The 24,721-nt window shown below is 63.5% G+C and carries 28 protein-coding genes; 12 read left to right on the top strand and 16 right to left on the bottom strand.

Annotated features, from left to right (window positions below; translation table 11 throughout):
- Positions 1-63: 63 nt before the first annotated feature.
- The gene (locus HY019_RS14555; protein ID WP_290693360.1) at positions 64-2,067 is read left to right on the top strand and encodes an ATP-binding cassette domain-containing protein; all 2,004 of its coding nucleotides are present in this window, start codon (positions 64-66) and stop codon (positions 2,065-2,067) included.
- On the opposite strand, the gene HY019_RS14550 is transcribed toward HY019_RS14555, so the two are convergent.
- The gene (locus tag HY019_RS14550; protein WP_290693358.1) at positions 2,068-2,475 is read right to left on the bottom strand and encodes a TraR/DksA family transcriptional regulator; all 408 of its coding nucleotides are present in this window, start codon (positions 2,473-2,475) and stop codon (positions 2,068-2,070) included. It lies immediately after the preceding gene.
- 112 nt (positions 2,476-2,587) lie between these two features.
- Between HY019_RS14550 and HY019_RS14545 the strand changes: the two genes are divergently transcribed.
- From HY019_RS14545 to HY019_RS14520, 6 genes are all read left to right on the top strand, one after another.
- Positions 2,588-3,088 (top strand): MarR family transcriptional regulator, encoded by a 501-nt coding sequence (locus HY019_RS14545; protein ID WP_290693356.1) that lies wholly within the window; start codon positions 2,588-2,590, stop codon positions 3,086-3,088.
- A 98-nt stretch (positions 3,089-3,186) separates the two neighbouring features.
- Positions 3,187-3,609: an organic hydroperoxide resistance protein gene (locus HY019_RS14540; RefSeq protein ID WP_290693354.1), complete on the top strand. Its 423-nt coding sequence runs from the start codon at positions 3,187-3,189 to the stop codon at positions 3,607-3,609.
- 128 nt (positions 3,610-3,737) lie between these two features.
- Complete coding sequence (locus HY019_RS14535) at positions 3,738-4,508, top strand: C40 family peptidase (protein ID WP_363302777.1); 771 nt, start codon at positions 3,738-3,740, stop codon at positions 4,506-4,508.
- 53 nt (positions 4,509-4,561) lie between these two features.
- On the top strand, positions 4,562-5,704 hold the full coding sequence (gene moaA, locus HY019_RS14530) for a GTP 3',8-cyclase MoaA (RefSeq protein ID WP_290693351.1): 1,143 nt from the start codon (positions 4,562-4,564) through the stop codon (positions 5,702-5,704).
- A complete protein-coding gene (gene mobA, locus HY019_RS14525; protein ID WP_290693348.1) occupies positions 5,697-6,338 on the top strand; it encodes a molybdenum cofactor guanylyltransferase MobA in 642 nt (213 codons plus the stop codon). Before moaA ends, mobA begins: the two co-directional genes overlap by 8 nt.
- The gene (locus HY019_RS14520; RefSeq protein WP_290693345.1) at positions 6,325-6,870 is read left to right on the top strand and encodes a GNAT family N-acetyltransferase; all 546 of its coding nucleotides are present in this window, start codon (positions 6,325-6,327) and stop codon (positions 6,868-6,870) included. The genes mobA and HY019_RS14520 overlap by 14 nt, the downstream gene beginning before the upstream one ends.
- A 27-nt stretch (positions 6,871-6,897) precedes the next feature.
- Here HY019_RS14520 and rnhA read toward each other — a convergent pair whose 3' ends face one another.
- Both rnhA and HY019_RS14510 read right to left on the bottom strand, forming a co-directional pair.
- Positions 6,898-7,347, bottom strand: coding sequence for a ribonuclease HI (rnhA, locus tag HY019_RS14515; RefSeq protein WP_290693342.1), 450 nt, complete (start codon positions 7,345-7,347; stop codon positions 6,898-6,900).
- A gap of 14 nt (positions 7,348-7,361) precedes the next feature.
- Positions 7,362-8,192 (bottom strand): class I SAM-dependent methyltransferase, encoded by an 831-nt coding sequence (locus HY019_RS14510; protein WP_290693339.1) that lies wholly within the window; start codon positions 8,190-8,192, stop codon positions 7,362-7,364.
- On the opposite strand from HY019_RS14510, the gene gloB reads away from it, so the two are divergent.
- Together gloB and HY019_RS14500 are read left to right on the top strand one after the other, a co-directional pair.
- Entirely contained in the window at positions 8,191-8,967 is a 777-nt protein-coding gene (gene gloB, locus HY019_RS14505) for a hydroxyacylglutathione hydrolase (protein ID WP_290693336.1), read from the top strand. The genes HY019_RS14510 and gloB overlap by 2 nt on opposite strands.
- Positions 8,968-8,969: 2 nt before the next feature.
- Positions 8,970-10,796, top strand: a complete 1,827-nt coding sequence (locus HY019_RS14500) for a transglycosylase SLT domain-containing protein (RefSeq protein ID WP_290693333.1) — start codon at positions 8,970-8,972, stop codon at positions 10,794-10,796.
- A gap of 60 nt (positions 10,797-10,856) precedes the next feature.
- Here HY019_RS14500 and recR read toward each other — a convergent pair whose 3' ends face one another.
- Genes recR through dnaX form a run of 3 tightly spaced genes read right to left on the bottom strand, consistent with a single transcriptional unit; the run spans position 10,857 to position 13,933 of the window.
- Positions 10,857-11,444, bottom strand: coding sequence for a recombination mediator RecR (gene recR, locus HY019_RS14495; protein WP_290693330.1), 588 nt, complete (start codon positions 11,442-11,444; stop codon positions 10,857-10,859).
- 26 nt (positions 11,445-11,470) lie between these two features.
- The gene (locus HY019_RS14490) at positions 11,471-11,797 is read right to left on the bottom strand and encodes a YbaB/EbfC family nucleoid-associated protein (protein ID WP_290693327.1); all 327 of its coding nucleotides are present in this window, start codon (positions 11,795-11,797) and stop codon (positions 11,471-11,473) included.
- A gap of 57 nt (positions 11,798-11,854) precedes the next feature.
- Complete coding sequence (gene dnaX, locus HY019_RS14485; RefSeq protein WP_363302770.1) at positions 11,855-13,933, bottom strand: DNA polymerase III subunit gamma/tau; 2,079 nt, start codon at positions 13,931-13,933, stop codon at positions 11,855-11,857.
- Positions 13,934-14,228: 295 nt separating this feature from the next.
- Between dnaX and HY019_RS14480 the strand changes: the two genes are divergently transcribed.
- On the top strand, positions 14,229-15,674 hold the full coding sequence (locus HY019_RS14480) for a DEAD/DEAH box helicase (protein ID WP_290694211.1): 1,446 nt from the start codon (positions 14,229-14,231) through the stop codon (positions 15,672-15,674).
- A gap of 102 nt (positions 15,675-15,776) precedes the next feature.
- Here HY019_RS14480 and HY019_RS14475 read toward each other — a convergent pair whose 3' ends face one another.
- From HY019_RS14475 to HY019_RS14460, 4 genes are all read right to left on the bottom strand, one after another.
- Positions 15,777-15,959 (bottom strand): hypothetical protein, encoded by a 183-nt coding sequence (locus HY019_RS14475; RefSeq protein ID WP_290693321.1) that lies wholly within the window; start codon positions 15,957-15,959, stop codon positions 15,777-15,779.
- A 115-nt stretch (positions 15,960-16,074) separates the two neighbouring features.
- Positions 16,075-16,908 carry a 2OG-Fe(II) oxygenase gene (locus HY019_RS14470; RefSeq protein WP_290693319.1) on the bottom strand — a complete coding sequence of 278 codons (834 nt, stop codon included), beginning with the start codon at positions 16,906-16,908 and terminating at the stop codon, positions 16,075-16,077.
- Between the two features lie 17 nt (positions 16,909-16,925).
- Positions 16,926-17,702 (bottom strand): peroxide stress protein YaaA, encoded by a 777-nt coding sequence (gene yaaA / locus HY019_RS14465; protein ID WP_290693316.1) that lies wholly within the window; start codon positions 17,700-17,702, stop codon positions 16,926-16,928.
- Positions 17,703-17,707: 5 nt separating this feature from the next.
- Positions 17,708-18,256, bottom strand: a complete 549-nt coding sequence (locus tag HY019_RS14460; RefSeq protein ID WP_290693313.1) for a peroxiredoxin — start codon at positions 18,254-18,256, stop codon at positions 17,708-17,710.
- Between the two features lie 156 nt (positions 18,257-18,412).
- On the opposite strand from HY019_RS14460, the gene HY019_RS14455 reads away from it, so the two are divergent.
- Positions 18,413-18,949, top strand: coding sequence for a gamma carbonic anhydrase family protein (locus HY019_RS14455; RefSeq protein ID WP_290693310.1), 537 nt, complete (start codon positions 18,413-18,415; stop codon positions 18,947-18,949).
- An 8-nt stretch (positions 18,950-18,957) separates the two neighbouring features.
- Positions 18,958-19,944, top strand: coding sequence for an Hsp33 family molecular chaperone HslO (locus HY019_RS14450; protein ID WP_290693307.1), 987 nt, complete (start codon positions 18,958-18,960; stop codon positions 19,942-19,944).
- Positions 19,945-19,975: 31 nt separating this feature from the next.
- Here HY019_RS14450 and HY019_RS14445 read toward each other — a convergent pair whose 3' ends face one another.
- The 6 genes from HY019_RS14445 to kdsA form a co-directional block, all read right to left on the bottom strand.
- Entirely contained in the window at positions 19,976-20,743 is a 768-nt protein-coding gene (locus tag HY019_RS14445) for a pseudouridine synthase (protein WP_290693304.1), read from the bottom strand.
- A gap of 18 nt (positions 20,744-20,761) precedes the next feature.
- Positions 20,762-21,400, bottom strand: a complete 639-nt coding sequence (locus tag HY019_RS14440) for an ATP-binding protein (RefSeq protein WP_290693301.1) — start codon at positions 21,398-21,400, stop codon at positions 20,762-20,764.
- Position 21,401: 1 nt separating this feature from the next.
- Entirely contained in the window at positions 21,402-22,073 is a 672-nt protein-coding gene (pnuC, locus tag HY019_RS14435; RefSeq protein ID WP_290693298.1) for a nicotinamide riboside transporter PnuC, read from the bottom strand.
- A gap of 2 nt (positions 22,074-22,075) precedes the next feature.
- Positions 22,076-22,390 (bottom strand): cell division protein FtsB, encoded by a 315-nt coding sequence (gene ftsB / locus HY019_RS14430; protein WP_290693295.1) that lies wholly within the window; start codon positions 22,388-22,390, stop codon positions 22,076-22,078.
- A gap of 90 nt (positions 22,391-22,480) precedes the next feature.
- A complete protein-coding gene (eno, locus tag HY019_RS14425; RefSeq protein WP_290693294.1) occupies positions 22,481-23,764 on the bottom strand; it encodes a phosphopyruvate hydratase in 1,284 nt (427 codons plus the stop codon).
- Positions 23,765-23,857: 93 nt separating this feature from the next.
- On the bottom strand, positions 23,858-24,712 hold the full coding sequence (kdsA, locus tag HY019_RS14420) for a 3-deoxy-8-phosphooctulonate synthase (protein WP_290693292.1): 855 nt from the start codon (positions 24,710-24,712) through the stop codon (positions 23,858-23,860).
- Positions 24,713-24,721 lie beyond the last annotated feature (9 nt).

The raw sequence follows: 24,721 nt of genomic DNA, 5'->3' as shown, positions 1-24,721 counted from the left end.
TTGCCTTAGACTGCGCACGCTCGGCGCCCACAGCCGGGCCCATCCGCTTTACTGATTGCCCCCATGATCGTTCTCAAGAATGTCTCGCTGCTGCGCGGCACCAAGCCCGTCCTGAACCAGGCCAGCGCCACCTTGCACCCCGGCGAGAAAGTTGGCCTGATCGGGCGCAACGGTGCGGGCAAGTCCTCGCTGTTCTCGCTGCTGGCCGGGCGGCTGCAGCCCGACGCCGGCGATGTCGAGATCCCGCCTAGCTGGTTGCTGCCCGGCGGCATGGCCGAAGTCGCGCAGAACATGCCAGAGACGGACGACCCCGCCACCGAGTACGTGCTGCAAGGCGACACCCGCTTGATGAAGGCACTGGCTGACCTGGCTGCCGCAGAAGAAGCCGACGACGGCAACGCCATCGGCGAGGCCCACGCTACCCTGGCCGAGGTCGGCTACTTCGACGCACCGGCTCGCGCGCAAGCCCTGCTGCTCGGCCTGGGCTTCACGCTCGACCAGACCCAGGCCCCCGTCAACAGCTTCTCGGGCGGCTGGCGCATGCGCCTGCAACTGGCCCGCGCCCTGATGTGCCCGGCCAAACTGCTGCTGCTTGACGAACCCACCAACCACTTGGACCTGGACGCCCTCGTCTGGCTGGAAGCCTGGCTGCAACGCTATGAAGGCACGCTGCTGATCATCAGCCACGACCGCGAATTTCTCGACGCCATCACCAAGGTCACCCTGCATCTGGATGACGGCAAGCTCACCCGCTACACGGGTGGCTACACCGCGTTTGAATCCATGCGCGCCGAACGCATGAGCCAGCAGCAAGCCGCGTTCAGCAAGCAGCAGGACAAGATCGCCCACCTGTCCAAGTTCATCGCGCGCTTCAAGGCCCAGGCCAGCAAGGCCAAACAGGCGCAAAGCCGCGTCAAGGCGCTGGAGCGCATGGAAAAGCTCGCGCCCGTGCTTACGGCCAGCGACTTCCAGTTCACCTTCCCTGAGCCTGCCAGCCTGCCCAACCCCATGCTGGCCCTCAAAGACCTGGCCTGCGGCTACCACCGCGAAGGCCAGGCGCCCCTGACCATCGTCTCGGGCATCAACCGCTCGGTGCTGCCAGGCCAACGCATCGGCATCCTGGGCGCCAACGGGCAGGGCAAGTCCACCGTGGTCAAGACCCTGGCCCACATGAACAAGCTGATCAGCGGCGAGATCACCGAAGGCAAAGGCCTGAGCATCGGCTACTTCGCCCAGCAGGAGCTGGACGTGCTGCGCATGGACGAAGGCCCCATGCAGCACATGATCCGGCTGGCGCGCGATGTGGGCCCCAATGCACGCGAGCAAGAGCTGCGCGACTTCCTGGGCCGTTTCCAGTTCTCTGGCGACATGGTCAACCAGCCTGTCAGCCAGTTCAGCGGTGGCGAAAAAGCCCGCCTGGTGCTGGCCCTGGTCGTGTGGCAACGCCCCAACCTGCTGCTGCTGGACGAACCCACCAACCACCTGGACCTCACCACCCGCGAAGCCTTGAGCATGGCGCTCAACGAGTTCGAGGGCACCGTCATGCTGGTCAGCCACGACCGCGCGCTCTTGCGCGAGGTGTGCGACGAGTTCTGGCTGGTGGCCAAAGGCAGCGTCAGCACCTTTGATGGCGACCTGGACGACTACCAGAAGTGGCTGCAGGAGCAAGCCCGAGAAGTGGCCCAAGCCGCCCGCGCCGCGCGTGACGCAGACCGCAACGGCAAAACCCAAGCCAAGCCTGCGGCTGTAGAACCAGTCGCCACACCCAGCGCACCCGCAGAAGTGCCAGCAAAGGGCAAGGAAGACCGCAAGGCCCAAGCCCAGGCACGCCAGCGCGTGGCCGATCTAACCAAGCCACTGAAGGCCGAGCTCAAGCAACTGGACCAACGCCTGGCCAAGGCCCATGAGGAACAGGCCACCTTGACCGGCAGCCTGGCCAACCCCAGCTTGTCAGGCACAGAACGCGCAGAGCAAGGCAAACGCCTCAAGGCATTGGGCGACGAGGTCGAAGCCCTCGAGGCCCGCTGGCTGGCCTTGACCGATCAGATCGAGCAACTCGAAGCCTGATCAACGCCCCTGGCGGTGCTCCAGCATGTCCTGGCAACCCACGCACAAGTGGGCTTGCGGCAGCACCTCCAGACGGGCCGCCCCGATGGGGTCCCCGCACTCGGTGCAGAAGCCGTATTCGCCGTTTTCAATGCGCTCAAGCGCTTGCCTGGTGGCGGCCAGTTCGGTCTGCTCGTGGTGCAACAAGGCGATGACCTCGTCGTCGGCTTCCGCAGCCATGGCACCTTCGATGCCCGCGACAAAGGTATTGGCCGTCACGGACTCCTCTGCCGCCAGGCGTGCACGCAATTCACCATCCTGCTCGCTCAAGGCGAGCGCCTGCTCCTGCAGTCTGGACTTGAAGCGCGCCACTTGCTCATCAGTCAGTTCGGGCGCCAACGCCAACACGGGCGCTTGATTGCTTGGCATCTGATTCTCCGGGTCGGTTCTTTTTTTGAGAATAGTCAGCAAACCCGGCGCCCGCCTTGCGGCATGTCAAGCCACGCCAGCCAATTGGCGCGCACCGGGCTAACATTGCGCCATGTCATCCCCGTCCTCACTCGCCACTGACGGCTGCCCGACCAAGCCCGCCACCAGCCCTGACGACCTGCTCAGGCTGGACCAGCAGTTGTGTTTTGCGCTGTACTCGGCATCGCTGGCCATGACCAAGGTCTACAAGCCCATGCTGGCACCGCTGGGCCTGACCTACCCGCAATACCTGGTGATGCTGCTGCTATGGGAGCAAGACGACCGCACCGTCAATGAACTCGGGCATGCGCTGCATCTGGATTCGGGCACCTTGACACCCCTGCTCAAGCGGCTGGAAACCCAGGGCCTGCTGACACGACATCGGGACACGCTCGATGAACGGCGCGTGCGTGTGACATTGAGCCTGGCTGGCAGCGAACTCAAGCAGCGCGCGTCTGCCGTGCCCGTGAACATGGCCTGCCAGTTGCAACTGGACGGCCAGGAGATTGCCGCACTGCGCGTGCAACTGCACGCTCTGCGTGCGCGCCTGATGCCGGACGCGCCGCCCCATTAACCCCGGCGTCGCCAGGACTTTTTCTACAGCGCTGGCAGGCGCTTTTTAAATTGCACACAATTCAATTGTTCATTCAATGAATCTGGAAAGGCAAGATCATGGCGCTCGACAAAGTTCTCTACACCGCTCACGCAACCGCCACCGGGGGCCGCGACGGCCGTGCCGTGAGTTCGGACAACAAGCTCTCCGTTGCCCTCGCTCGCCCCAAGGAACTGGGCGGCAATGGCGAAGGCACCAACCCCGAGCAACTCTTTGCCGCGGGCTACGCCGCCTGTTTCATCGGCGCCATGGGTCACGTCGCAGCGCAATCCAAGAAGTTCCTGCCTGCCGGCACCCAGATCGCGTCAGAAGTCGGCATCGGCCCCATTCCTGCAGGCTTCGGCATCGAAGTGACCCTCAACGTCAGCCTTCCTGGTATGGACCGGGGTGAAGCGCAGGCACTGATCGATGCCGCCCACCAGGTGTGCCCCTACTCCAACGCCACCCGAGGCAACATCCAGGTCACCCTCAATCTGGTCTGATTGACGCGGTCTGCAAGCGTTCAGGGCGCGAAGTTCGGGATAAAACCCGGAAATTCGGTGCTAATCTCAGGTTTTCCCCAGCCTACCGAGGTTGACGCGCTGCTATTGAGCGCCTACGCTTGCAACCCATGGTTTTCACGATCCGCCGTCAAGGCCCAGCCCAAGTTTTGGGCGACCCTGCCCCCGGGATCCCTTCTGGTGTCCACACATCGTTTGCTGCCGGCCTGCTGGCTTGCGGCCTGATGCTGGGCGCGGCCTCTTCCGCCTCGGCTCAAGCCGTGAGCACGGCCACGCAACCCGGCACAGCAAACATCACCACGACACAAGGCAGCGCCGCCCCCGCGCCTGCCGCCAACGCCACACCAGTTGCGGCCACAGACAATACCGACCCCGTTTCCCGCTTCCTGGCCGACAAAGGCCTGCTGCCCAATACCAAACCCGTGGTCGAGTTGGCCCAGCAGGTTCGCGACAAAGCCACGGACATGGCCTCCGAGCTGGTCCTGTCGGCCATGAACTTTCTGGGCGTGCCCTACCGCCGGGGCGGCTCGTCTGCCCAAAGCGGCTTTGACTGCAGCGGCTTCACCCGCCATGTATTTGAAAACAGCGTGGGCCTGATCCTGCCCCGCCGCGCCATCGAGCAGGCCAACTCGCCCGACCTGATCCCGATCCAGAAAGCCGAGTTGAAGCCGGGCGACCTGGTGTTCTTCAACACGCTTCGCCATACTTTCTCCCACGTCGGCATCTACATCGGTGACGACAAGTTCATCCACTCGCCCCGTGCGGGTGGACAGGTTCGCGTCGAGGACATGCGCCAGGCCTACTGGCAGCAGCGTTTTGACGGTGCTCGACGGGCACCCGCCATGAGCGCGCATCAGCAAACGCCCCCGCCCAACAACTGAGTCGCCAGCAGGGCCACGGCAAGCCAGCCGAACTTGCCGCACAATGCGGGGCCATGAGTCAGTTACCCGCGCAGCAAACCGGACGCATCATCCCGATCCGGACGTCTTCACCCGACGCCCTGCCCTTGCCCACCGCCGGCCAAGTCGCTGCGGGCGGCCAGCCGACTGACACGCTCGGGCGCCCCTTGCGCGACATGCGCATCTCGGTCACCGACCGCTGCAACTTCCGCTGCGGCTATTGCATGCCGCGCACCGTCTTTGGCTCAGACCACCCCTTCCTGCCGCAAGCGGAGCTGCTCAGCTTTGAGGAAATCACCCGTGCAGCCCGCATCGCCCTGTCTCTGGGCGTAACCAAGCTGCGCCTGACCGGTGGCGAGCCCCTGCTGCGCAAGGACATCGACAAGCTGATCGGCCAATTGGCGAGCTTGCGCACCCTGGATGGCCAGCCACCCGAACTCACGCTGACGACCAATGGCAGCCTGCTCAAGCGCAAGGCCCAGGCCTTGAAGGACGCCGGCTTGCAGCGCGTCACGGTCAGCCTGGACGCGTTGGATGAGGCCACCTTCCAGCGCATGAGCGACTCGAACCTGTCGGTCTCTGACGTGCTGGCCGGCATCGAGGCCGCACAGGCTGTGGGCTTGCAGCCCATCAAGGTCAATATGGTGGTGCAAAAGGGCGTCAACGATCAGGAGATCCTGCCGCTGGCGCGCCACTTCAGGCACAGCGGCATCGAATTGCGCTTCATCGAGTTCATGGATGTGGGCCAGACCAACCAGTGGCAGATGGCGCATGTGCTGCCATCCAACGAGGTCCGCGCGCGTATCCACGAGGCCTTCGTGCTGCGCCCCGCAGAACAAGCACTGCATGGCGCCACCGCCCAACGCTGGGCCTACGCAGATGGCGGCGGCCACGTCGGTTTCATCTCCAGCGTGACGCAAGCTTTCTGCGGCGATTGCACCCGCCTGCGGCTGTCCACCGATGGCCGGCTCTACACCTGCCTGTTTGCCAGTCAGGGCCATGACCTGCGCAGCCTGCTGCGCAGCGACCAGCCTCTGCCCGACGAACAGATCGCGGCACGCCTGGCTGGCCTGTGGTCGCAACGCCAGGACCGCTACTCGCAACTGCGGGGGCTGCCTCAGCAGTCATCGGGCGACACGCCTGCACCACGCGTTGAAATGAGCTACATCGGTGGCTGAAGCGGCATCAGCGGACGTCACGGGCTGGTTGCTGGCAGGCGGCGAAGGCCGGCGCATGCAAGGCCAGGACAAAGGTCTGGTCGACTATCAGGGCCGGCCGCTGGCTGCATGGGTGCTGAGCAGCCTGGCGCCGCAATGCCAGACGCTGCGCATCAGCGCCAACCGCAATCTGGATCGCTACGCACAGCTGCTGCTTCAAGCGAGCGGCGGGCACCTTGATGCGCCGCAAAATGCCGTCGTCCCCGATGACCCCGACCTCGAGCCCCGAAGTGGCCCACTGGCCGGCCTCATCACCGCCATGCGCCACACCGACACCGAATGGCTGATGGTGGCACCGTGCGACATGCCCCATCTGCCGCACGACCTCGTGGCGCGCCTGATGCAGCAAGCCGTGCAAACAAACGCGGACATCGTGATTCCTTGCACGGAATCGGGCACCCCGGAGCCCCATCACCATTGGGTCTGTGGATTGATTCGCAAGCGGGTTTGCCCTGACACTCTCCATCAGTTCGTGAATGGTGAACGTAAAGTTGGCCATTGGGTCCGTAGCCAATCCTGGTCCAGCGTATCCTTTAACGACACGAGCGCTTTTGCCAACATGAATAGCCTGGAGACACTGCGTGGTCGGGATTGATTCTTCCGTACGCATTGCACGCATTGCGCCTGCCGAGTTGAGCGCATACAAAAAGCTTCGTGATGAAGGCCTGCAATTGCACCCTGACGCTTTTGATGCCGACATCGAAAGCGAGCGCGCGCGCCCTCCCGAGAGCTACCTGGGCCGACTGGGCTTGAGCGAAACCCTGGGTGGCAGCTTTCTGCTGGGCGCCTGGGTCGAGAAAGAACTCGTGGGCATGATCGGCCTGGAGCGCCAGTCACTGCAGAAGCTGCGCCACAGCGCCGAACTCAACAGCATGATGGTGAGCCCCAGGCACACAGGCAAAGGCATCGGCCTCATGTTGGTCAACACCGCCATCACCGAGGCTCGCCGCTCGATCGGCCTGGAGCAGATCATGCTGCGCGTGAGCACCTCCAGCGAGTCTGCCATCCGTCTGTATGAGCGCGCCGGCTTCCAGGCCTGCGGCGTGCTGCCGCATGCCATCAAGCTGGTCGATGCCCCCGGGCAGGTCCGCTATTTCGACAAGCTGACCATGGTCCTCATCCTCTGAGGCCTGCCTCAGACACCGAAGCACACCTCAACGCGCTTCGGCCGCACCTCGGTTGGCCAGGCCGTCGGCCCGCTCGTTGCCCGGGTCACCCGCGTGCCCCTTCACCCAGCGCCAGTCCACCTGGTGCTGCGCGGCCATGTCCTCCAGCTTGCGCCACAGGTCATCGTTCTTGACGGGCTTGTTGTCGGCCGTCTTCCAGCCGCGACGCTTCCAGCCCGTGATCCACTCGGTGATGCCCTTGCGCACGTATTCACTGTCCGTGTAGATCACAACCTGGCACGGCCGCTTGAGCACCTTCAGCGCCTCGATCACGGCGGTGAGCTCCATGCGGTTGTTGGTGGTCATCAACTCACCGCCCCACATTTCCTTTTCATGCGGGCCGCTGACCATCCATACGCCCCAGCCACCACGGCCAGGGTTGCCCTTGCACGCGCCATCGGTGTACATCACGACGGCAGGCGTTGCTGATTCAGTCATCCATTCACATCCTGTTAAAGGTGGCCATCACGCTGATGGCGTTGGGCCACAACGGCCGGTGCCGCAGACGGTGCGACACGGGCCTTCCTGATCTTGCCGACCAGGCGCATGCCACGCGCCCGCTTGACGGCCACCACAAAATACACAGCACCGAGCACGGGCCACCAGCGGTCGCCGGCATGCTCCATCCAGCGCAGCCTCGACCACGACTGCTCACTGCGCACCATCGGCCGATAACAACCAAAGCAGCCCGCCTCGACCTCCAGGTCCAGCAAGCGCAGCCAGTCGCGCAAGCGCCAGTAGGCGATGAACTCGCCTTGCGGCAGCACCAGTGCCGACTGCACACCCCAGCGCCCCATGCGCTGCCACATGCCCCACAGGCTGGCCGGGTTGAAGCCCGCAATCACCACACGCCCCTCAGGCACCAGCACACGCTCGACCTCACGCAAGGTGTCGTGCGGATCACGCGCCAATTCCAAGGCATGCGGCAACACCACCAAGTCCAGGCTGTTGCTCGGGAAAGGCAGGGCCTCGAAATCGCAACGCAAGCTGAACGGTGCGCCATTGAGCAGCTCGCCACCATCCACCAATGGCTCATGCACCAGCGGCGACATGCCCGAAGGCGGCGCCCAATGCGCGTATGCTGCGTCCAGCGCCAGCCAGCGGTGCGGCATGCGGTTCGTGCGCAAGCCATCCAGCTCGGGCAAGCCCAGCTGCAGCGCATGAAAGCCAAAGATATCGGCCACCAGTCGGTCCATCTGGGCCTGCTCCCATTCGAGCAGGGCCTGACCCGGCGGCAAAGCCAACCAGGGGTGCAACTCTATAATTGGATCGACTCTGGTCATGGAATTACTAGCTCTACCCGCCTTCACCGACAACTACATCTGGATGCTGCACAACGGGCAACAAGCCCTCGTGGTCGATCCAGGTGAGGCCTCGCCCGTGCTTGAAGCACTGCAGCAACGCGGATTGACGCTGACCGCCATTCTAGTGACCCATCACCACCCGGATCACACGGGTGGCCTGCGGTCTCTGCAATCTGGCCACATTCCTGTCTACGGGCCACGACACGAGGCCATCGACGGCATCACCCAGGTCCTGGGCGAAGGCGACGCACTCCAATGGGCGGGCATCACCATCCGTGTGATGGATGTCCCAGGTCACACGGCCGGACACATTGCTTACCTGATCGAGCATGCGCCAAGTCAAGCGGGGTTCGATCCGATCGCCTTTGTTGGAGATACACTCTTCTCTGCGGGTTGCGGTCGTCTTTTTGATGGCAGCATGAACCAGTTGTTCGCGAGCCTCACCCGCCTGAAGCAGTTGCCAGATGCCACCCGCGTCTGTGCAGCACACGAATACACCCTCAGCAACCTGCGCTTTGCGAAGGCTGTTGAGCCAAATAACCTTGACCTTGGCGCTTACCAGTTGCATTGCGAGGCCTTGAGGGCCAACGCGCTGCCGACACTGCCCAGCACCATGCGCACCGAGAAGGCGGTCAACCCCTTCTTGCGTTGCACTGAACCCGAAGTGGTCTCCAGCGCCCTGCAGCACGGCGCAAAGGATGCCAGCCCCGAGGCTGTCTTTGCCGCCCTGCGTCTATGGAAAAACACATTCTGAAGATGAAGACAACACGCTTGCTCCATCGCTCCTTCACCTTGAGTGCCACGATGCTGGGATGCCTGTTGATGACGGCATGCGGCTCGGTCTACGGCCCACAAAGCCGCCAGCAGTTCGACATGGACAAGCTGTTGCAAAGCGCCCCGCCGGGTGCAGGCAATGCACTGGCCGGCAATGAAGGCAAGTTCCTGCGCGGCGCCGTCAAGCAAGACCCGACATCAGGCCTGCGCGTTGACATTGGCGCGGCCACGATCAACGGCGCAGAGGCAACGCCTGCTGTTGCAACAGCGGCAACGGCAACAAGCACTGCAACAGCCAGCACCACCGCGCTGGCTGCCCCATCAAGCGACTCGGCAGCCGCCGCCGCAGACGAGCAGGAAGGCAAGGAAGCCATCGGCGCGCCAACCGACCCGCTGCGCCCGGAAGCCGCGCTCGACCTGACCGACACCACGGCCAACCAGGACCTGTGGGGCCGTGTGCGCAAAGGCTTCGGCCTGCCACCGCTCGAGAGCCAACTGGTGCTGGAGCACGAGCGCTGGTACACCAGCCGCCCCGAATACGTACAGCGCATGACCGAGCGGGCCAGCCGCTACCTGTTCCATGTGGTCGACGAAATCGAGCGTCGCCAGATGCCGACCGAGCTGGCCCTGCTGCCTTTCATCGAAAGCGCGTTCAACCCGCAGGCCTTGTCCTCGGCCCGCGCCTCGGGCATCTGGCAGTTCATGCCCGCCACAGGCAAGGATTTCGAGCTCAAGCAGAACCTGTTCCGCGATGACCGCCGCGACGTACTGGCCTCCACCCGCGCCGCGCTGGATTACCTGCAGCGCCTGAACAAGCAGTTCGGTGACTGGCACCTGGCCCTGGCCGCCTACAACTGGGGCGAAGGCAATGTGCAAAAGGCCATCAACCGCAATGCGCGCATGGGCCTGCCCACGGATTACGCCAGCCTCAACATGCCGCCCGAGACACGCAACTATGTGCCCAAGCTGCATGCGGTCAAGAACATCATCTGGCACCCTGAAACCTTCGGCCTGACGCTCACACCGATCGAGAACCACCCCTACTTCGTCAGTGTGCCCATCCAGCGTGACATGGACGCCCCGCTGGCAGCCCGCCTGGCCGGCCTGCCGCTGGACGAGTTCAAGGCCCTGAACCCCTCACTGAACAAGCCCGTCATCCTGGCCGCAGGCACCCCGCAGGTGCTGCTGCCTTATGACAACGCGAGCCTGTTCGTGCACAACCTGAGCAACCACAAGGGCCCGCTGGCCAGCTGGACCGCCTGGGTCGTGCCGCGCACCATGCGCCCCGCCGATGCAGCTCGCCAGGTCGGCATGAGCGAAGCCAACCTGCGTGACATCAACCACATCCCACCCAAGATGCTGGTCAAGGCCGGCTCGGCGCTGCTGGTGCCGCGCTCTGTCCAGCGTGAACAGGATGTGTCCGAGTCCGTGGCCGACAACGCCATGATGGCACTGGCACCAGACCTGCCCCCCATGCGCCGCATGAGCTTCAAGGCAGGCAAGCGTGACACGGTGGCCGGCATCGCCAAGCGTTATCGCACCTCACCGCAGCAGGTCGCGCAATGGAACCGCACCTCGGCCTCTGCCACGTTCTCGCGTGGCCAGACCATCGTGGTGTTCGTGCCCAACAAGGCTGCCGTGCGCAATGTGGCCAGCGCCCGGCGCTCGACCAGCACAGTGGTCACAGCCAAGAACCGCGCCCCAGCTCGTGTGCTGGCCAGTGCGGCCCGCACGCCTGCGCGCAACAATGTGAAAGCCAAGCCCACCGTAAACCGCAATGCGCGCGTTCGCGTGGCCAGCGCACGTTGATGAACCACAGCGCCTGACCTCTGCCCCTGACCCCGCGCTCATCCAGCGCGGGCGGGTGCCTCAGCGCCGGTCCATGAAGGCGTGGGCTATCGTGCCCAGGTCCACATATTCAAGCTCACTGCCCACGGGCACACCGCGGGCCAGGCGCGTGACCTTCAGCCCGCGCGCGCGCAGCTGCTCGCTCAGCACATGGGCGGTCGCCTCACCTTCCGCCGTGAAGCTCGTGGCCAGGATCACCTCGCTGACCACCCCATCGGATGCGCGCTCCAGCAAGGCTGCCAGCCCGATGTCGCGCGCGCCCAAGCCATCCAGCGGGCTCAGTCGCCCGAGCAAGACAAAGTACTGCCCCTTGTAGCTGCCCGTGCGCTCCAGCGCGGCCTGATCGGCCGGTGTCTCGACCACACATAGCAGCTGCCGGTCTCGCGCCTCGTCCAGACAGACGTCACACACAGGCGCCCTGCTGAAGGTGTGGCAACGCTGGCAGTGCCCGATTTCCGAGACAGCCAGATCCAGCGAACGCGCCAGCTTGACCGCGCCAGGGCGATCATGCTGCAACAGGTGATACGCCATGCGCTGCGCCGACTTCTGGCCCACGCCAGGCAGGCAGCGCAAAGCCTCGATCAACCCTTCCAGTGCGGGGTCGGCCATCTGATGCAGTCAGCGCACGCTGCGCATCAGAACGGGAACTTCATGCCAGGCGGCATGGGCATGCCAGCGGTCAGTTTGCCCATCTTCTCGGCGCTGGTGGCCTCTGCGCGGCGCACCGCATCGTTGAACGCGGCGGCCACCAGGTCTTCCAGCATGTCCTTGTCATCGGCCAGCAGGCTGGGGTCGATCGTGACGCGCTTGACATCGTTCTTGCAGGTCATCAAGACCTTGACCAGGCCTGCGCCCGACTGGCCTTCCACCTCGACCAGCGCCAGTTCATCCTGGGCCTTCTTGAGGTTGTCCTGCATTTGCTGGGCTTGTTTCATCAAGCCGGCGAGTTGTCCTTTGAGCATGGCTCATCATCCTTTCTTGCGCAAAACGTGATTGTCGCCGCAGTCAATGCCTGCAGCTCACAATGGCCGGATCGATCCCGGCACGATGCGTGCCCCTGGGTACTGCGCCAGGAGGCTGCGCACCAGAGGATCGCTCTCTATCAAATGTTCAGCCTGATGCTGACGACGCTCGCGCGCCACCTGATCGCGCTGGGCAGGCGTATTGTGAGCCGAGCCCTTTTCAAGCTCCAGCATGACCTGCCCGCTCACGACCTGGCTCAAGGCCTGGGCCAGGCGCTCGCGGTTGGTCTCGCTGCACAGGCTTTCGCGGTCCACCCGCAAACGCCACATGCTCTGCCCGCCTTCATCGTGCTGTGCCACGCACTGGGCCTGCATGGCCAGCTCGCGCACCAGCGCCGTGATGGCGCCCTTGGCATTCAACTGGGCGACAACATCTGCCCACCGATCCGACAAGGGCTCGGCCCCAACAGGCGGCAGCTCGATGGACACCGTCCGCTCGCTGGGTGACACAGGCTCGGCGATGCGCTCGACCGTACGCCCGCCTTCACGCCCAAGCTCGCGCTCGGCCACCCGCTCGGCAACCCGCGCCACCTCTGGCTGAGGCCTGCGCACCGACGCCGACGCGGGCTCCTGCGCAAAAGGCTCATCGGGTGGCATGCCGATGGACGAGGGCTCGCCCTCCATCAAGGCGGCATCGGCCTCGGGCGGCAGCGCCTCCCAAGGCGGCACCGATTGACCACCACTTTGAGACTCGACAGGTTTGGTGGGCGCAGGCCGCGTAGGCGAGCTCGCACCGCCACCCGAAGCGACCGCGTTTGGCACCGTCTGCTCTGGGCGCACCGCGGGCACCAGGGTGGGCGCAGGCGCAGGCGCGAGCGCCGGGGCTGGGCCTGGACGCGGCGAAATTGCAGCGGTAGATGCCGAGGCCTGTGCCGATGTCGGGGCGGGGGCTGCTGCAACCGTGCTGCCAACCGGCTCGGTCCTGGGCTGCTGCCTGACCGAGCCTTCAGCTTTTGGGCGAGAAGATCCCCCCTGCCCCAAGCCACTGCCAGGCTTGAACGCCAGCAAGCGCAGCATCAGCATCAGCAGACCGCTGTACTCATCAGGCGCCAGCGCCAATTCAGCCCGGCCTTGCAGACACAGGCTGTAGAAAAGCTGCGTTTCATCCGGTGCCAGCAAGGGCGCAAGGCCACGCCAGACCAACTCATCCGGATCATCTGAATCTTCCAGGCCAGGCACGGCCTGGATCACCGCCATGCGCTGCAAGGCGGTGGCCAACTCTTCCAGCGTGCCCGAAGCAGACAAGCCCAGTTGACGCAAGGTGTCCACAGCCGCCACGATGGCCTTGCCATCACAGGCGGCCACGGCTTCGATCAGGCGCTGCACGTGCTGGCGATCCACCGCGCCCAGCATCTGCCGCACGGTCGATTCCTGCAGCTGCCCACCACCGAACGCAATGGCCTGGTCACTCAAGGACATCGCGTCGCGCATCGAGCCACGTGCTGCCCGTGCCAGCAAGCGCAGCGCTTCCGGCTCAAAGGCAATGCCCTCTACCGCCAGCACACTGGCCAGGTGCTCGTGCACCGTCTGCGCGGCCATCGGGCGCAGATTGAACTGCAGGCAACGCGAGAGCACCGTGACCGGCACCTTTTGGGGGTCGGTCGTCGCCAGCACGAACTTCAGGTAATCCGGCGGCTCCTCCAGCGTCTTGAGCATGGCGTTGAAGGCCGTGTTCGACAGCATGTGCACTTCGTCGATCATGTAGACCTTGAAGCGCCCGACCACCGGCTTGTACACCGCCTGCTCCAGCAGCTGCGATATCTCTTCCACGCCACGGTTGGAGGCTGCGTCCAGCTCGACGTAGTCCACAAAGCGCCCCGCGTCGATGTCGCGACAGGGCTGGCACTGCCCGCAGGGTGAGGCGGTGATGGTGCCTTGGCCGTCCGGGCCGACGCAGTTGAGCGACTTGGCCAGGATGCGCGACACCGTGGTCTTGCCAACCCCCCGTGTGCCGGTGAACAGATAGGCGTGATGCAGTCGCTGCTGCGACAAGGCATTGCTCAGCGCCTGAACAACATGCCCCTGCCCGACCATGCTGTCGAAGCCTTTGGGGCGGTATTTGCGTGCGAGGACCATTGAACTCATCCAGCGATTCTAGGGCGCCCGCGAGACGCCAACGCCCCCCGGCAGACTTTCGCGCTGCGCAACGGATACATCTGGAAACAGGTTTACTCACAAAGTCGGCACCAAACACTCGTTTGAAGCTATGAAAGATGCACGCGCCGCCCTACAATTTGATCAATCGCGATTAAATACGTCGCGTCGTAGTTTGCGGGTTTTCCTGCACTCCTGCCACTAATCGGTTGACTCATCTTTTCCAGGCCCGGACCAGGTGAGTGCAGTCGCCGTTTCACCAGAAGTGGGCCGTTGTATGTCGTTTGAAAATTTGGGGTTAATTGAACCCCTGTTGAAAGCCGTTCTCGAAGCGGGCTATTCAACCCCCACCCCGATCCAGGCTCAGGCGATTCCCGCCGTGCTGGCAGGCGGTGATTTATTGGCAGGCGCGCAAACCGGTACAGGTAAAACTGCCGGTTTCACTTTGCCATTGCTGCACAAACTGATGACGTCACCCAGTGCGCCTCAGGCGGGCGGGCGACGACATATTCGCGCCTTGATCCTGACCCCGACGCGCGAATTGGCGGCGCAGGTCGAAGAATCGGTGCGCATTTACAGCAAATACCTGCCGATACGCTCGGCCGTGATGTTCGGCGGCGTGGGCATGAACCCCCAGATCGAAGCGCTGCGACGGGGCCTTGACGTGCTGGTGGCCACACCTGGGCGCCTGCTGGATCACCTTCAGCAAGGCACGCTGGATCTCAGTCACGTCGAATATTTCGTGCTGGATGAAGCTGACCGCATGCTGGATATGGGGTTTATCCACGATATCCGCCGCGTGCTGGCCGTCCTCCCACCCAAAAAGCAGAGCCTGCTTTTCTCCGCGACTTTCTCCGACGAGATCAAGGCACTGGCCGAGCGTTTGCTGAATGCACCCAAGGTGATTGAGGTTGCACGCAGAAATGCCACCGCCGAAACCATCGCCCAAAAGGTTCATCCTGTTGACCGCGATCACAAGCGCGAATTACTCACGCACTTGATCAAAACCAATAATTGGCATCAGGTACTTGTTTTCACACGAATGAAACATGGCGCCAATCGCCTGGTCGAATATCTGCTCAAGCAAGATGTGACCGCCATGGCCATTCACGGCAACAAGAGCCAAAGCGCACGCACGCGTGCACTGGCCGATTTCAAGTCCGGTGAATTGCAGGTGCTGGTGGCCACGGACATCGCCGCACGGGGCATCGACATTGATCAACTGCCCCACGTGGTCAACTTCGAGTTGCCCAACGTGCCCGAGGACTATGTGCACCGCATCGGGCGCACCGGTCGCGCTGGCGCCGAGGGCGAAGCTGTTTCGCTGGTCTGCATCGACGAAGAAGGCTTTCTGGCCGACATCGAAAAGCTCATCAAACGCAGCATTCCGCGTGAGGTCGTGCCCGGCTTCGAGCCTGACCCCCACGCCCGCGCCGAGCCCATCCAACTGGGCCGACGCGTGCTGCATGGTGCGCCGGGCTCACGCTCTGGCGGTGGTGGTGGCGGCGGCGGAAACGGGCGTGCTGGCTCAGGCAACAACCGTGGCGGGCAACAGGCCCCCAAAGGCAAATCCAGCAATTTCTCTGGCAACAACCAGGGTGGCCAACGCCAGGCTGCAGGGGCTTACAAGCCAGCGCAAGCCCAGGACATGCGCCGCCGCTCGGATGCTGCCAACAACGAGCCCGTCGCATCCACACCCGCCCCACGGCGCGTACGGGGCTGACAGGCCTGACACCGAAGCCAGTCTTCCTGGCCTGAAATGAAAAAACCCGGCCAGGCCGGGTTTTTTCTTGCCTGCCCGGTCAGATTGACCGGACCGCCTGAATTACTTCGAAGCAGCTTCGGAAGCGGCAGCAGCCTTCTTGGCAGCCTTGGCCTTGTGAGCCTTCTTGGCCTTCTTGGCAGGAGCAGAGGCAGCAGCGTCAGCAGCAGGAGCAGAGGCGGCTTCAGCGGCGAAAGCGCCAATAGCGAACATCGAGGCGATCAGAGCGGCGATCAGCTTTTTCATGAGAAAACTCCAAAGAGGTATGTGGTTGCTTGTCAGACCCGGTCACAGCCGAACCTGTAGACACAAAACGAGGGGGCTTTCGATTCGGTTGACACACTGCACAAAAAATTTTCACTCATTCAAAAGCGCGCTCACGCAGCCATTTGGTGGCCACCCATTTCTCCCCCTCTTTGACCGGCGCGCCGCCGTGCAGGGTCTTGGTGGAGGGATGCGGCATGCCATATGCAAAAAACACCGCCTGCCCGGCCACGGCATGGACATCAACCCCCGCGTCCGGAAATATGGTGGCGCCACCCGCCTCAGGGGTATTGAGGTACATCACCACCGTGCCGACCCGTTGCCCCCCGCGCTTCAAGATGGCGGCGGATCCAGGTTGGGTCGGGTCGAAATAATCAAAATGGGGTTTGTATTCGGCGCCCGGTGCATACCGGAGTATCTGGATGCCTTCCCCATTCTCAACCGGCCAGTTCACCAAGGCCGCGATGCGCGCTTCGATACGGGCGCAGAGTTCATTTTCACCGCGCGTAAAGAACATACCCTGGCTGGTCCGCGCCTCGTTGACCTCGCTGCCCCCGGTTGCATTGACCACGGTCTGTGAGCGCATCATGCGAGGCGTGGCCAGGTCAATCAGGTCCTGGCACTCCTGCAGCGAGAGAAAATCGCCAAAGACCACCACGCGCGGATTTTTCATCTGCACCAGGATCTTCACCGACTTGTCATGGGCCCACACTTCCGACACCCCCTCGGCTGAGACATCGGGCACCCGCCCCATGCCGGCCTGAGCCTGGGTGGCGCGTTCAACCATGACCTCTTCCAGGGCAGACAGCGCCACACCCTCCTCCCAGCCACTGGCCATCATGGCGGCCAGCACGGTGTCGGCGGCGTGCCCGGCTTCAGCCTGCTCAATGATCCAGCGGCGAAGCTCCGGCGTGATCAGTTGCCCCGTCATGCGCGCTCCTGTTCAATTCAATTGTTCAACCGCCGCCTGAAGACCAGGCGATCAGGCTCTGAAGCCGTTTTGTCGTAGGCGTAGCCTTCGGCGCTGAAATCCAGCAGGTCCGCCGGCTTGCGGGCACGGCGAACGATGGCGTGACGCGCCATCATGCCGCGTGCACGCTTGGCGTGGAAGCTGATGACCTTCCAGCCTGTACCCTTCCAGTCCTCGAACACACACTCGACCACGCGCGCCTGGAGCGCCTTGCGCTTGACCGACTTGAAATACTCCTGGGAGGCCAGGTTGATGATGACGTCATCACCTTGCTCTGCCAGCTTGGCATCGAGGTGCTTGGCCAGGGTGTCGCCCCACCAGGCATACAGGTCCTTGCCCCTGGGGTTGGGCAGCCGGGTGCCCATTTCCAGGCGGTAAGGCTGCATCCAGTCCAGCGGGCGCAAGATGCCATACAGGCCGCTGAGCAGCCCCACGTGCTCCTGCGCCCAGTCCAGATCCGCCTGTTTCAGGCTGGCGGCGTCCAGGCCTTCGTACACGTCGCCATTGAAGGCCAGGATGGCCTGCTTGCTGTTCTTCGCCGTGAACTTCGGGCTCCAGGCTGCGTAGCGCGCCACATTGAGCGTGGACAAGGCATCGCTGAGGTCCATCAGCGACGCGATCTGCGCAGGCGTATAGGGCCGCAGCACCTCGATCAGGGCCGCGGCGTCCTTGGCAAATTGCGGCAAGGTGTGCTTGTCGGTTGTGGGAGCGGAGTCATAGTCCAGACTCTTGGCGGGGGACAGCAAAATCAGCATGACGATCAGAGCGTGGCGCCACCTGGCTCACGGTTGCAAGGGCAGAAGGCGTCAGTTTGCAGGGCATCCAGAACACGCAGGATTTCCTCGGGATTGCGGCCGACCTTGAGGGTGTTGACCGACACGTGCTGGATGACGTTGTCGGCGTCCACGATGAAGGTGGCGCGCAAGGCCACGCCGGCTTGCTTGTCACGTACACCCAGTTGGTCAACCAGGGAGCCGGTTTCATCGGCAAAGTTGTAGTGGCCCAGCTTGTCCAACTCGGCGGCCTCACGGCGCCAGCCCAGCTTGGAGAACTCGTTGTCGGTCGAGCCGCCCAGCAGCACGGCGTTGAGGTCTGAAAACGCCTTGGCCAGCTTGTCGAACGCCGCCACCTCGCTGCCGCACACAGCCGTGAAGTCCTTCGGGTAGAAGTAAATCACCTTCCACTTGCCCGGAAAGCTCTGCTCCGTGATGTCTTCAAAAGCCGACTGCCCATGCTCTTCGGGCTGATTGAAGCCAGGCTTGACGCCCACGACCTTGAAATGTTCCAGTTTGTCGCCAACGGTTTTCATGCTTGTACCCATGCTGTGTCGGGTTGAGATGGCTTATTTTCTCATCATAGATTCCAGCCAGGGGTGTCAGAGGGCATCAAGCAGGACTTGCGCAACACTCTTAAAATCGCAGATCCCCTCTACTGCCGCGCCGAGGCTTTTGCCCGGCCATTTCATATGGCGCTCTACCGCATCAACGACAAGGCCCCCCAGGTTCACCCCAGCGCTTACGTGGCCGAGTCGGCCGATGTGATCGGCGACGTGACCTTGTCGGAAGGCGCCAGCGTGTGGTCGCACGTGACCCTGCGGGGCGACAACGAACCCATCGTGATCGGCGAGCGCTCCAATGTGCAGGAATCGTCCGTGCTGCACACCGACATCGGCTATGCGCTCACAATTGGTCAGGACGTGACGGTGGGCCATCAGGCCATGCTGCACGGCTGCACCATTGGCGATGGTTCGCTGATCGGCATCCAGGCCGTGGTGCTCAATGGCGCGGTGATCGGCAAGAACTGCCTCGTGGCGGCCGGCGCGCTGGTCACCGAGGGCAAGGTGTTCGAAGACGGCATGCTGATCATGGGCTCGCCAGCCAAGGCCGTGCGCCCGCTCAGCGAAGGCGATCTGGCCCGCATGCACATCGGCACGGCCTTGTATGTGGCCAAATCGGCCCAATACAAGACAGACATGGTGCGCATTGACGTGCCCGCGAAGTAAAGAACCCCATGAGTGAATTGCACAAGTTTCTGTTTGAAGGCCTGCCCGTGCGGGGCATGCTGGTCCGCCTGACCGATGGCTGGCAGGAGGCCCTGCGCCGCCGGGAGTCGGCTGGCGCCTTCGATGCGCCGCTGCGCCGCCTGCTGGGCGAGATGAGCGCCGCGGGCGTGCTGATGCAGTCCAACATCAAGTTCAATGGCGCGGTGGTGATGCAGATATTTGGCGATGGCCCGGTCAAGCTGGCCGTGACCGAAGTCCAGCCGGATCTGAGCTTTCGCTCCACGGCCAAGGTGGTGGGTGAGTTGCCCGCCACCGACAACGGCCGCCTGCCTCTTGAAGCCATGGTCAATGTGAATGGACAAGGGCGTTGCGCGATCACGCTGGACCCGAAGGACCGCCTGCCCGGCCAACAGCCGTATCAAGGCGTGGTGCCCCTCAATGGCGAGGACGGCGCCCCCTTGCATGACATCAGCGCGGTGCTGGAGCAGTACATGCGCAAGTCGGAGCAGCTGGAAACCAAGCTGATCCTGGCTGCCAACGACGAGGTTGCCGCCGGCCTGCTGATCCAGCGCCTGCCGGTAGAGGGCAAAGGCAACCTGGAGGGCGCTGCAGCACATGAAGCCGACCCGATCGAGATGGCCGAGCACTACAACCGCATCGCGCACCTGGCGTCCACGCTGACGCAAGAAGAGTTGCTGACACTGGATGCGCCCACCATCCTGCGGCGCCTGTTCTGGGAAGAGGACGTGCGTTACTTCGAGCCACAGCAAGGCGCCGATGGCCCGCGTTTTGCCTGCACCTGCTCGCGTGAGCGCGTGGGCAACATGCTGCGCAGCCTGGGTCAGGCAGAAATCGACTCCATCGTGGCCGAGCAAGGCCAGGTCGAGATCGGCTGCGACTTCTGTGGGCAGCACTATGTATTCGACCCGGTGGATGCCACCGAGTTGTTCAGCGATGGCGCAGACACACCGCCCAGCTCGTCCCGGCTGCAATAAGGCGTGATGAACGCGTGAAGAAGGGCTGGGCTCAGGCGCCCGGGTCTATGGGGTACTCGACCTGCCAGGAATGGTGGCGCAGCAGATGCGCCCAGTCCTGATTGAGCGCCAGCGCATCATCTGCACCCGAGGGTATCGGAGACACGAGGCTCAGGCGCTGCCCGGACAGGGGCTGAACCAGTTGCAGCGACAGCGCATGCAACCACAGTCTCTGCTGCCCCAGCTCTTGCGCCCACCAGCGGTTGTGCGCCCCCTTGCCATGCGTGGCATCGCCGATGATGGGATGTGCGATGTGCTTGAGGTGGCGCCGGATCTGATGGCGCCGGCCTGTCAGGGGTTGCGCCTCCACCAGGGCCACGCGCGTGCTGGGGTAGCGGTCAACCGGCACCTCCAGTTGCAAGGTGGCCAGGCGCCGGAAGGTGGTGCAAGCGGGCTGCGCCGGTGCCTCGGGCGGGGCATCTTCGGGGCGCAGCGCATGGTCCACGGTCTGCGCAGCAAGCGGCCAGCCCCGCACCATCGCGATGTAGCGCTTGTGAATCTGGTGCTGCTCGAACACCGCACACAGGGCCCGTGCCGCATCCGCGTGCAAGGCCATCAGCAGCACGCCGGACGTGCCCTTGTCCAGCCTGTGCACGGGAAACACATGGCGCCCCAATTGATCCCGCAAGGTCTGCATGACAAAGCGGGTTTCGTGCGCATCCAGACCGGTGCGGTGCACCAGCCAGCCGGCGGGCTTGTGCACGGCCACCATGTCCTCGTCCTGCCACAAGATGGTCAGGGGCGCGGTGTCGTTACTCATGGTTGGCTCAGCGCTGACTCAGCGTTTGGGCGCGAGCCAGTGCTGCTCGCACTCGCCATCGTCGCAGTTGTCGCAGAACCAGCGCCAGCGGGGCGCGCCCACGCTGCGCTGTTGCCTGGCGGGCTCGTCAAGCAGGTGCTCGATCACGGACAAGGCATGGTCCACGCGCGCCGTGCCATGCCCCGCCACCACCGCGTAGCCTTGCCCCGCACCCTGCAAGGCCGAGCGGATCAGACCATCAACCGGTTCGCGCACATGGGCGCCATCGCGCTGCAAGCCGTCCGCCGTCCAGGCCAGGTCCAGCGACATCAGCAGCGTGGACTGGACCTGTGCGTGGTCCACCAAGGCCTGGGCATACAAGCTGGGGTCATGGAAGATGTGCTCGCTGTACACGGCCGTCATCAGCGCCGTGGTGTCGGCCAGCACGATGCGGTGCGCTTGCCGGGCCAGCTCGATCTGACGCGTCTGCTCTGCGGCGATCATGGCTTGCTCATGCTGCAAGGGCGTGCGCCCCTGCTGGTCGCAAAACAGCCGCAGTAGCTCGGGCACCATCACGGCGTCCAGGCTACGCGCGGTCAAAACACGCGTCAACTCCCGCGCGAGCGTGGTCTTGCCGGTGCTCTCGGCGCCCAACAAGGCGATGACCTGCCCTGGCATCTCAGCCCCCCGCCGCCGAGCTTGGGGCTTGCTGGCTCATGCGAAGCCATGCGCGCCAGCCCACCACGGACAAGATCGCAAACAGCCCGTAAAGCAGCACGGTCAGCCACAGTTGCTTGTAAGCAAACAAGCCCATGCTGATCAGGTTGACCAGCAACCAGCAAGGCCAGTTGTCCACCCATTTGCGCGCCAGCAACCATTGGCCCACCACGCTGCCGGCCGTGGGCAAGGCATCCATATAGGGCACGTCTGAATCGGTGATGTGGTGCAGCAGGTAGCCCAGCGCTGGCCACAGCAGCAGGCTCACGCACAGCGCCAGCCAGCGGCCGGATGGGCTCAAGGTGCGGACACTCAAAGGGCGTTGATCACGGCCCACGCCACGCACCCATTGCCACCACCCCCAGCAAGAAATGATCACGAACAGCAGCTGCAGGCTGGCTTCGCCATACAGTTTGCTGCGCGCGAACAGCAGGCCGTAGAGCACCGAGCTGATGATGGCCAGTGGCCAGGCCAGGTCGTTGACCTTGAGGTTCAAGCCCACCATCAACAAGGACAGCACGAATGCCCAGCACTCCAGCTGGCTGACCGGGACACCCCATGCGGTGAAACTGGGGGCCAACCAAGGGTCCAGCCACACCAGGGAGGCTGCCAGGCCATCCGGACCGAAGGCCATGTTCAAGGCGCCGATGGCGCCGAGGGGGCGGGCGTGACCTGAGGCAGCTTGGTGGTCAGCTGGACGTAGATTTCGTCGGGCTTGACCATGCCCAGCTCGGTGCGGGCTTTTTCCTCGACCATCTCCAGGCCTTCCTGCAGGTCGCGCACTTCGGCAGACAACTGCTCGTTGCGGGCCTGGGCCTCTGCATTGGCGCGCTGCTGGGTTTGCACCTGCGCACGCAAGGCCATCACGCGCGGCACACCACCTTTGCCGAACCAGAGTTCGGCCTGAACCACTGCAAGTAGTGCCAGGAGGATGATGGCGGCGAAACGCATGCTCACATTATCCACGAGAGGCCGAATGAAAAACGGGGCCTTGAGTCTGGCTCAGGCCCCGTCTTGCGGCTTGCTAACCCTGAATGGGGATCAGCGCAGGTTGTAGAAGGCGCTGCGGCCGGGGTACACGGCCACGTTGCCCAGGTCTTCTTCGATGCGCAGAAGCTGGTTGTACTTGCTCATGCGGTCGGAGCGGCTCATCGAACCGGTCTTGATCTGGCCAGCGTTCAGGCCCACGGCGATGTCGGAGATCGTGTTGTCTTCGGTTTCGCCAGAGCGGTGCGAGATCACGGCGGTGTAGCCGGCGCGCTTGGCCATCTCGATGGCGGCAAACGTTTCGGTCAGGGTGCCGATCTGGTTGATCTTGATGAGGATCGAGTTGGCGATGTCCTTCTCGATGCCTTCCTTCAGGATCTTGGTGTTGGTCACGAACAGGTCGTCACCCACCAGTTGGACCTTCTTGCCCAGACGCTCGGTCAGGTGCTTCCAGCCAGCCCAGTCGCCTTCGGCCATGGCATCTTCGATCGAGATGATGGGGTACTTGTCGCACCAGGTGGCCAGCATGTCGGTCCACTGCTCGGCGGTCAGGCTCAGGCCTTCGCCTTCGAGGTGGTACTTGCCGTCCTTGAAGAACTCGGAAGCGGCGCAGTCCAGGCCCAGCATGATCTGCTCGCCAGCGGTGTAGCCGGCGGCTTCGATGGCCTGCAGGATCAGCTGGATGGCTTCTTCGTGGCTGGCCACGGAAGGCGCGAAACCGCCTTCGTCGCCCACAGCGGTGCTGATGTGCTTGTCGTGCAGGATCTTCTTGAGCGCGTGGAAGACTTCGGCGCCGTAACGCAGGGCTTCACGGAAGGTGGGCGCGCCCACGGGCAGGATCATGAACTCCTGGATGTCCAGGTTGTTGTTGGCGTGTGCGCCGCCGTTGATGACGTTCATCATCGGGACGGGCAACTGCACGGCACCCATGCCACCGAAGTAGCGGTACAGGGGCAGGCCGGCTTCTTCAGCAGCGGCGCGGGCCACGGCCATCGACACGGCCAGCATGGCGTTGGCACCCAGGCGGCCCTTGTTGTCGGTACCGTCGAGGTCGATCAGGGTCTTGTCCAGGAAAGCTTGCTCGGAGGCATCCAGGCCCAGAACGGCTTCGGCGATTTCGGTGTTGATGTGCTCAACGGCCTTCAGAACGCCCTTGCCCAGGTAACGCGACTTGTCGCCATCGCGCAGCTCGATGGCTTCGCGCGAACCGGTGGACGCGCCAGACGGCACGGCAGCACGGCCCATGACGCCGATCTCCAGCAGAACGTCGCATTCAACGGTGGGGTTGCCTCGGCTGTCGATGATCTCGCGGCCGATGATGTCAACGATGGCACTCATCTGGGTTTCCTCAGGAAGAAAATTAGAAGATAAGAAAAAACAAAAACAAAAACGGAAGCGAAAGATTGTGCGGCCCGCGTCGGACCCGCGGCATCAGGAGAAGTTCGACTCCAGGAAGCCGTTTTTCTTGGTGATGCGATCGAGCTCGACCAGGGTTTCGAGCAAGGCCTTCATGTGCTTGAGCGGCACGGCGTTGGGACCGTCGGACATGGCCTTGGAGGGATCCGGGTGGGTCTCCATGAACAGGCCCGAGATGCCCACGGCCACGGCCGCACGCGACAGCACGGGCACGAACTCGCGCTGGCCGCCCGAAGACGTGCCCTGCCCGCCCGGCAGTTGCACCGAGTGGGTGGCGTCGAACACGACAGGTGCATTGGTCTCACGCATGATGGCCAGCGAGCGCATGTCGGACACGAGGTTGTTGTAGCCGAAGCTCACGCCACGCTCGCAGGCCATGAAGTTGTCGTCGTTCAGGCCCTTTTCGCGCGCAGCGGCACGGGCCTTGTCGATCACGTTCTTCATGTCACCAGGCGCCAGAAACTGGCCCTTCTTGATGTTCACCGGCTTGCCGCACTGGGCAACAGCATGGATGAAGTCGGTCTGGCGGCACAGGAAGGCCGGCGTCTGCAGCACGTCCACCACCGAGGCCACCACGGGGATCTCGGCTTCGGTGTGCACATCGGTGAGGATGGGCACGTTCAGCTCACGCTTGACCTTGGCCAGGATCTCCAGGCCCTTTTCCATGCCCGGGCCACGGAAGGAGGTGCCGCTGGAGCGGTTGGCCTTGTCGTAGCTGGACTTGAAGATGAAGGGGATGCCCAAGGCAGAGGTGATCTCCTTGAGCGTACCTGCCGTGTCCATCTGCAACTGCTCGGATTCGACGACACAGGGGCCGGCGATCAGGAAGAAGGGATGGTTCAGGCCGACGTCAAATCCGCAGAGCTTCATGGTGAGGTC

It is taken from the genome of Aquabacterium sp. (genome assembly GCF_016195855.1).
Classification (GTDB): domain Bacteria; phylum Pseudomonadota; class Gammaproteobacteria; order Burkholderiales; family Burkholderiaceae_C; genus Aquabacterium.
The sequence above is the reverse complement of the archived record's forward strand: the minus strand, read 5'-3'. Positions and strand labels throughout refer to the sequence as shown.

Excerpts from the sequence above, each read along its gene's own strand:
- HY019_RS14555 (WP_290693360.1), top strand. The coding sequence starts at position 64 with ATGATCGTTCTCAAGAATGTCTCGCTGCTGCGCGGCACCAAGCCCGTC.
- HY019_RS14550 (WP_290693358.1), bottom strand. The coding sequence starts at position 2,475 with ATGCCAAGCAATCAAGCGCCCGTGTTGGCGTTGGCGCCCGAACTGACT.
- HY019_RS14545 (WP_290693356.1), top strand. The coding sequence starts at position 2,588 with ATGTCATCCCCGTCCTCACTCGCCACTGACGGCTGCCCGACCAAGCCC.
- HY019_RS14540 (WP_290693354.1), top strand. The coding sequence starts at position 3,187 with ATGGCGCTCGACAAAGTTCTCTACACCGCTCACGCAACCGCCACCGGG.
- HY019_RS14535 (WP_363302777.1), top strand. The coding sequence starts at position 3,738 with ATGGTTTTCACGATCCGCCGTCAAGGCCCAGCCCAAGTTTTGGGCGAC.
- moaA (WP_290693351.1), top strand. The coding sequence starts at position 4,562 with ATGAGTCAGTTACCCGCGCAGCAAACCGGACGCATCATCCCGATCCGG.
- rnhA (WP_290693342.1), bottom strand. The coding sequence starts at position 7,347 with ATGACTGAATCAGCAACGCCTGCCGTCGTGATGTACACCGATGGCGCG.
- gloB (WP_290693336.1), top strand. The coding sequence starts at position 8,191 with ATGGAATTACTAGCTCTACCCGCCTTCACCGACAACTACATCTGGATG.
- HY019_RS14510 (WP_290693339.1), bottom strand. The coding sequence starts at position 8,192 with ATGACCAGAGTCGATCCAATTATAGAGTTGCACCCCTGGTTGGCTTTG.
- HY019_RS14500 (WP_290693333.1), top strand. The coding sequence starts at position 8,970 with ATGAAGACAACACGCTTGCTCCATCGCTCCTTCACCTTGAGTGCCACG.
- recR (WP_290693330.1), bottom strand. The coding sequence starts at position 11,444 with ATGGCCGACCCCGCACTGGAAGGGTTGATCGAGGCTTTGCGCTGCCTG.
- HY019_RS14490 (WP_290693327.1), bottom strand. The coding sequence starts at position 11,797 with ATGCTCAAAGGACAACTCGCCGGCTTGATGAAACAAGCCCAGCAAATG.
- dnaX (WP_363302770.1), bottom strand. The coding sequence starts at position 13,933 with ATGGTCCTCGCACGCAAATACCGCCCCAAAGGCTTCGACAGCATGGTC.
- HY019_RS14480 (WP_290694211.1), top strand. The coding sequence starts at position 14,229 with ATGTCGTTTGAAAATTTGGGGTTAATTGAACCCCTGTTGAAAGCCGTT.
- HY019_RS14475 (WP_290693321.1), bottom strand. The coding sequence starts at position 15,959 with ATGAAAAAGCTGATCGCCGCTCTGATCGCCTCGATGTTCGCTATTGGC.
- HY019_RS14470 (WP_290693319.1), bottom strand. The coding sequence starts at position 16,908 with ATGACGGGGCAACTGATCACGCCGGAGCTTCGCCGCTGGATCATTGAG.
- yaaA (WP_290693316.1), bottom strand. The coding sequence starts at position 17,702 with ATGCTGATTTTGCTGTCCCCCGCCAAGAGTCTGGACTATGACTCCGCT.
- HY019_RS14460 (WP_290693313.1), bottom strand. The coding sequence starts at position 18,256 with ATGAAAACCGTTGGCGACAAACTGGAACATTTCAAGGTCGTGGGCGTC.
- HY019_RS14455 (WP_290693310.1), top strand. The coding sequence starts at position 18,413 with ATGGCGCTCTACCGCATCAACGACAAGGCCCCCCAGGTTCACCCCAGC.
- HY019_RS14450 (WP_290693307.1), top strand. The coding sequence starts at position 18,958 with ATGAGTGAATTGCACAAGTTTCTGTTTGAAGGCCTGCCCGTGCGGGGC.
- HY019_RS14445 (WP_290693304.1), bottom strand. The coding sequence starts at position 20,743 with ATGAGTAACGACACCGCGCCCCTGACCATCTTGTGGCAGGACGAGGAC.
- HY019_RS14440 (WP_290693301.1), bottom strand. The coding sequence starts at position 21,400 with ATGCCAGGGCAGGTCATCGCCTTGTTGGGCGCCGAGAGCACCGGCAAG.
- pnuC (WP_290693298.1), bottom strand. The coding sequence starts at position 22,073 with ATGGCCTTCGGTCCGGATGGCCTGGCAGCCTCCCTGGTGTGGCTGGAC.
- ftsB (WP_290693295.1), bottom strand. The coding sequence starts at position 22,390 with ATGCGTTTCGCCGCCATCATCCTCCTGGCACTACTTGCAGTGGTTCAG.
- eno (WP_290693294.1), bottom strand. The coding sequence starts at position 23,764 with ATGAGTGCCATCGTTGACATCATCGGCCGCGAGATCATCGACAGCCGA.
- kdsA (WP_290693292.1), bottom strand. The coding sequence starts at position 24,712 with ATGAAGCTCTGCGGATTTGACGTCGGCCTGAACCATCCCTTCTTCCTG.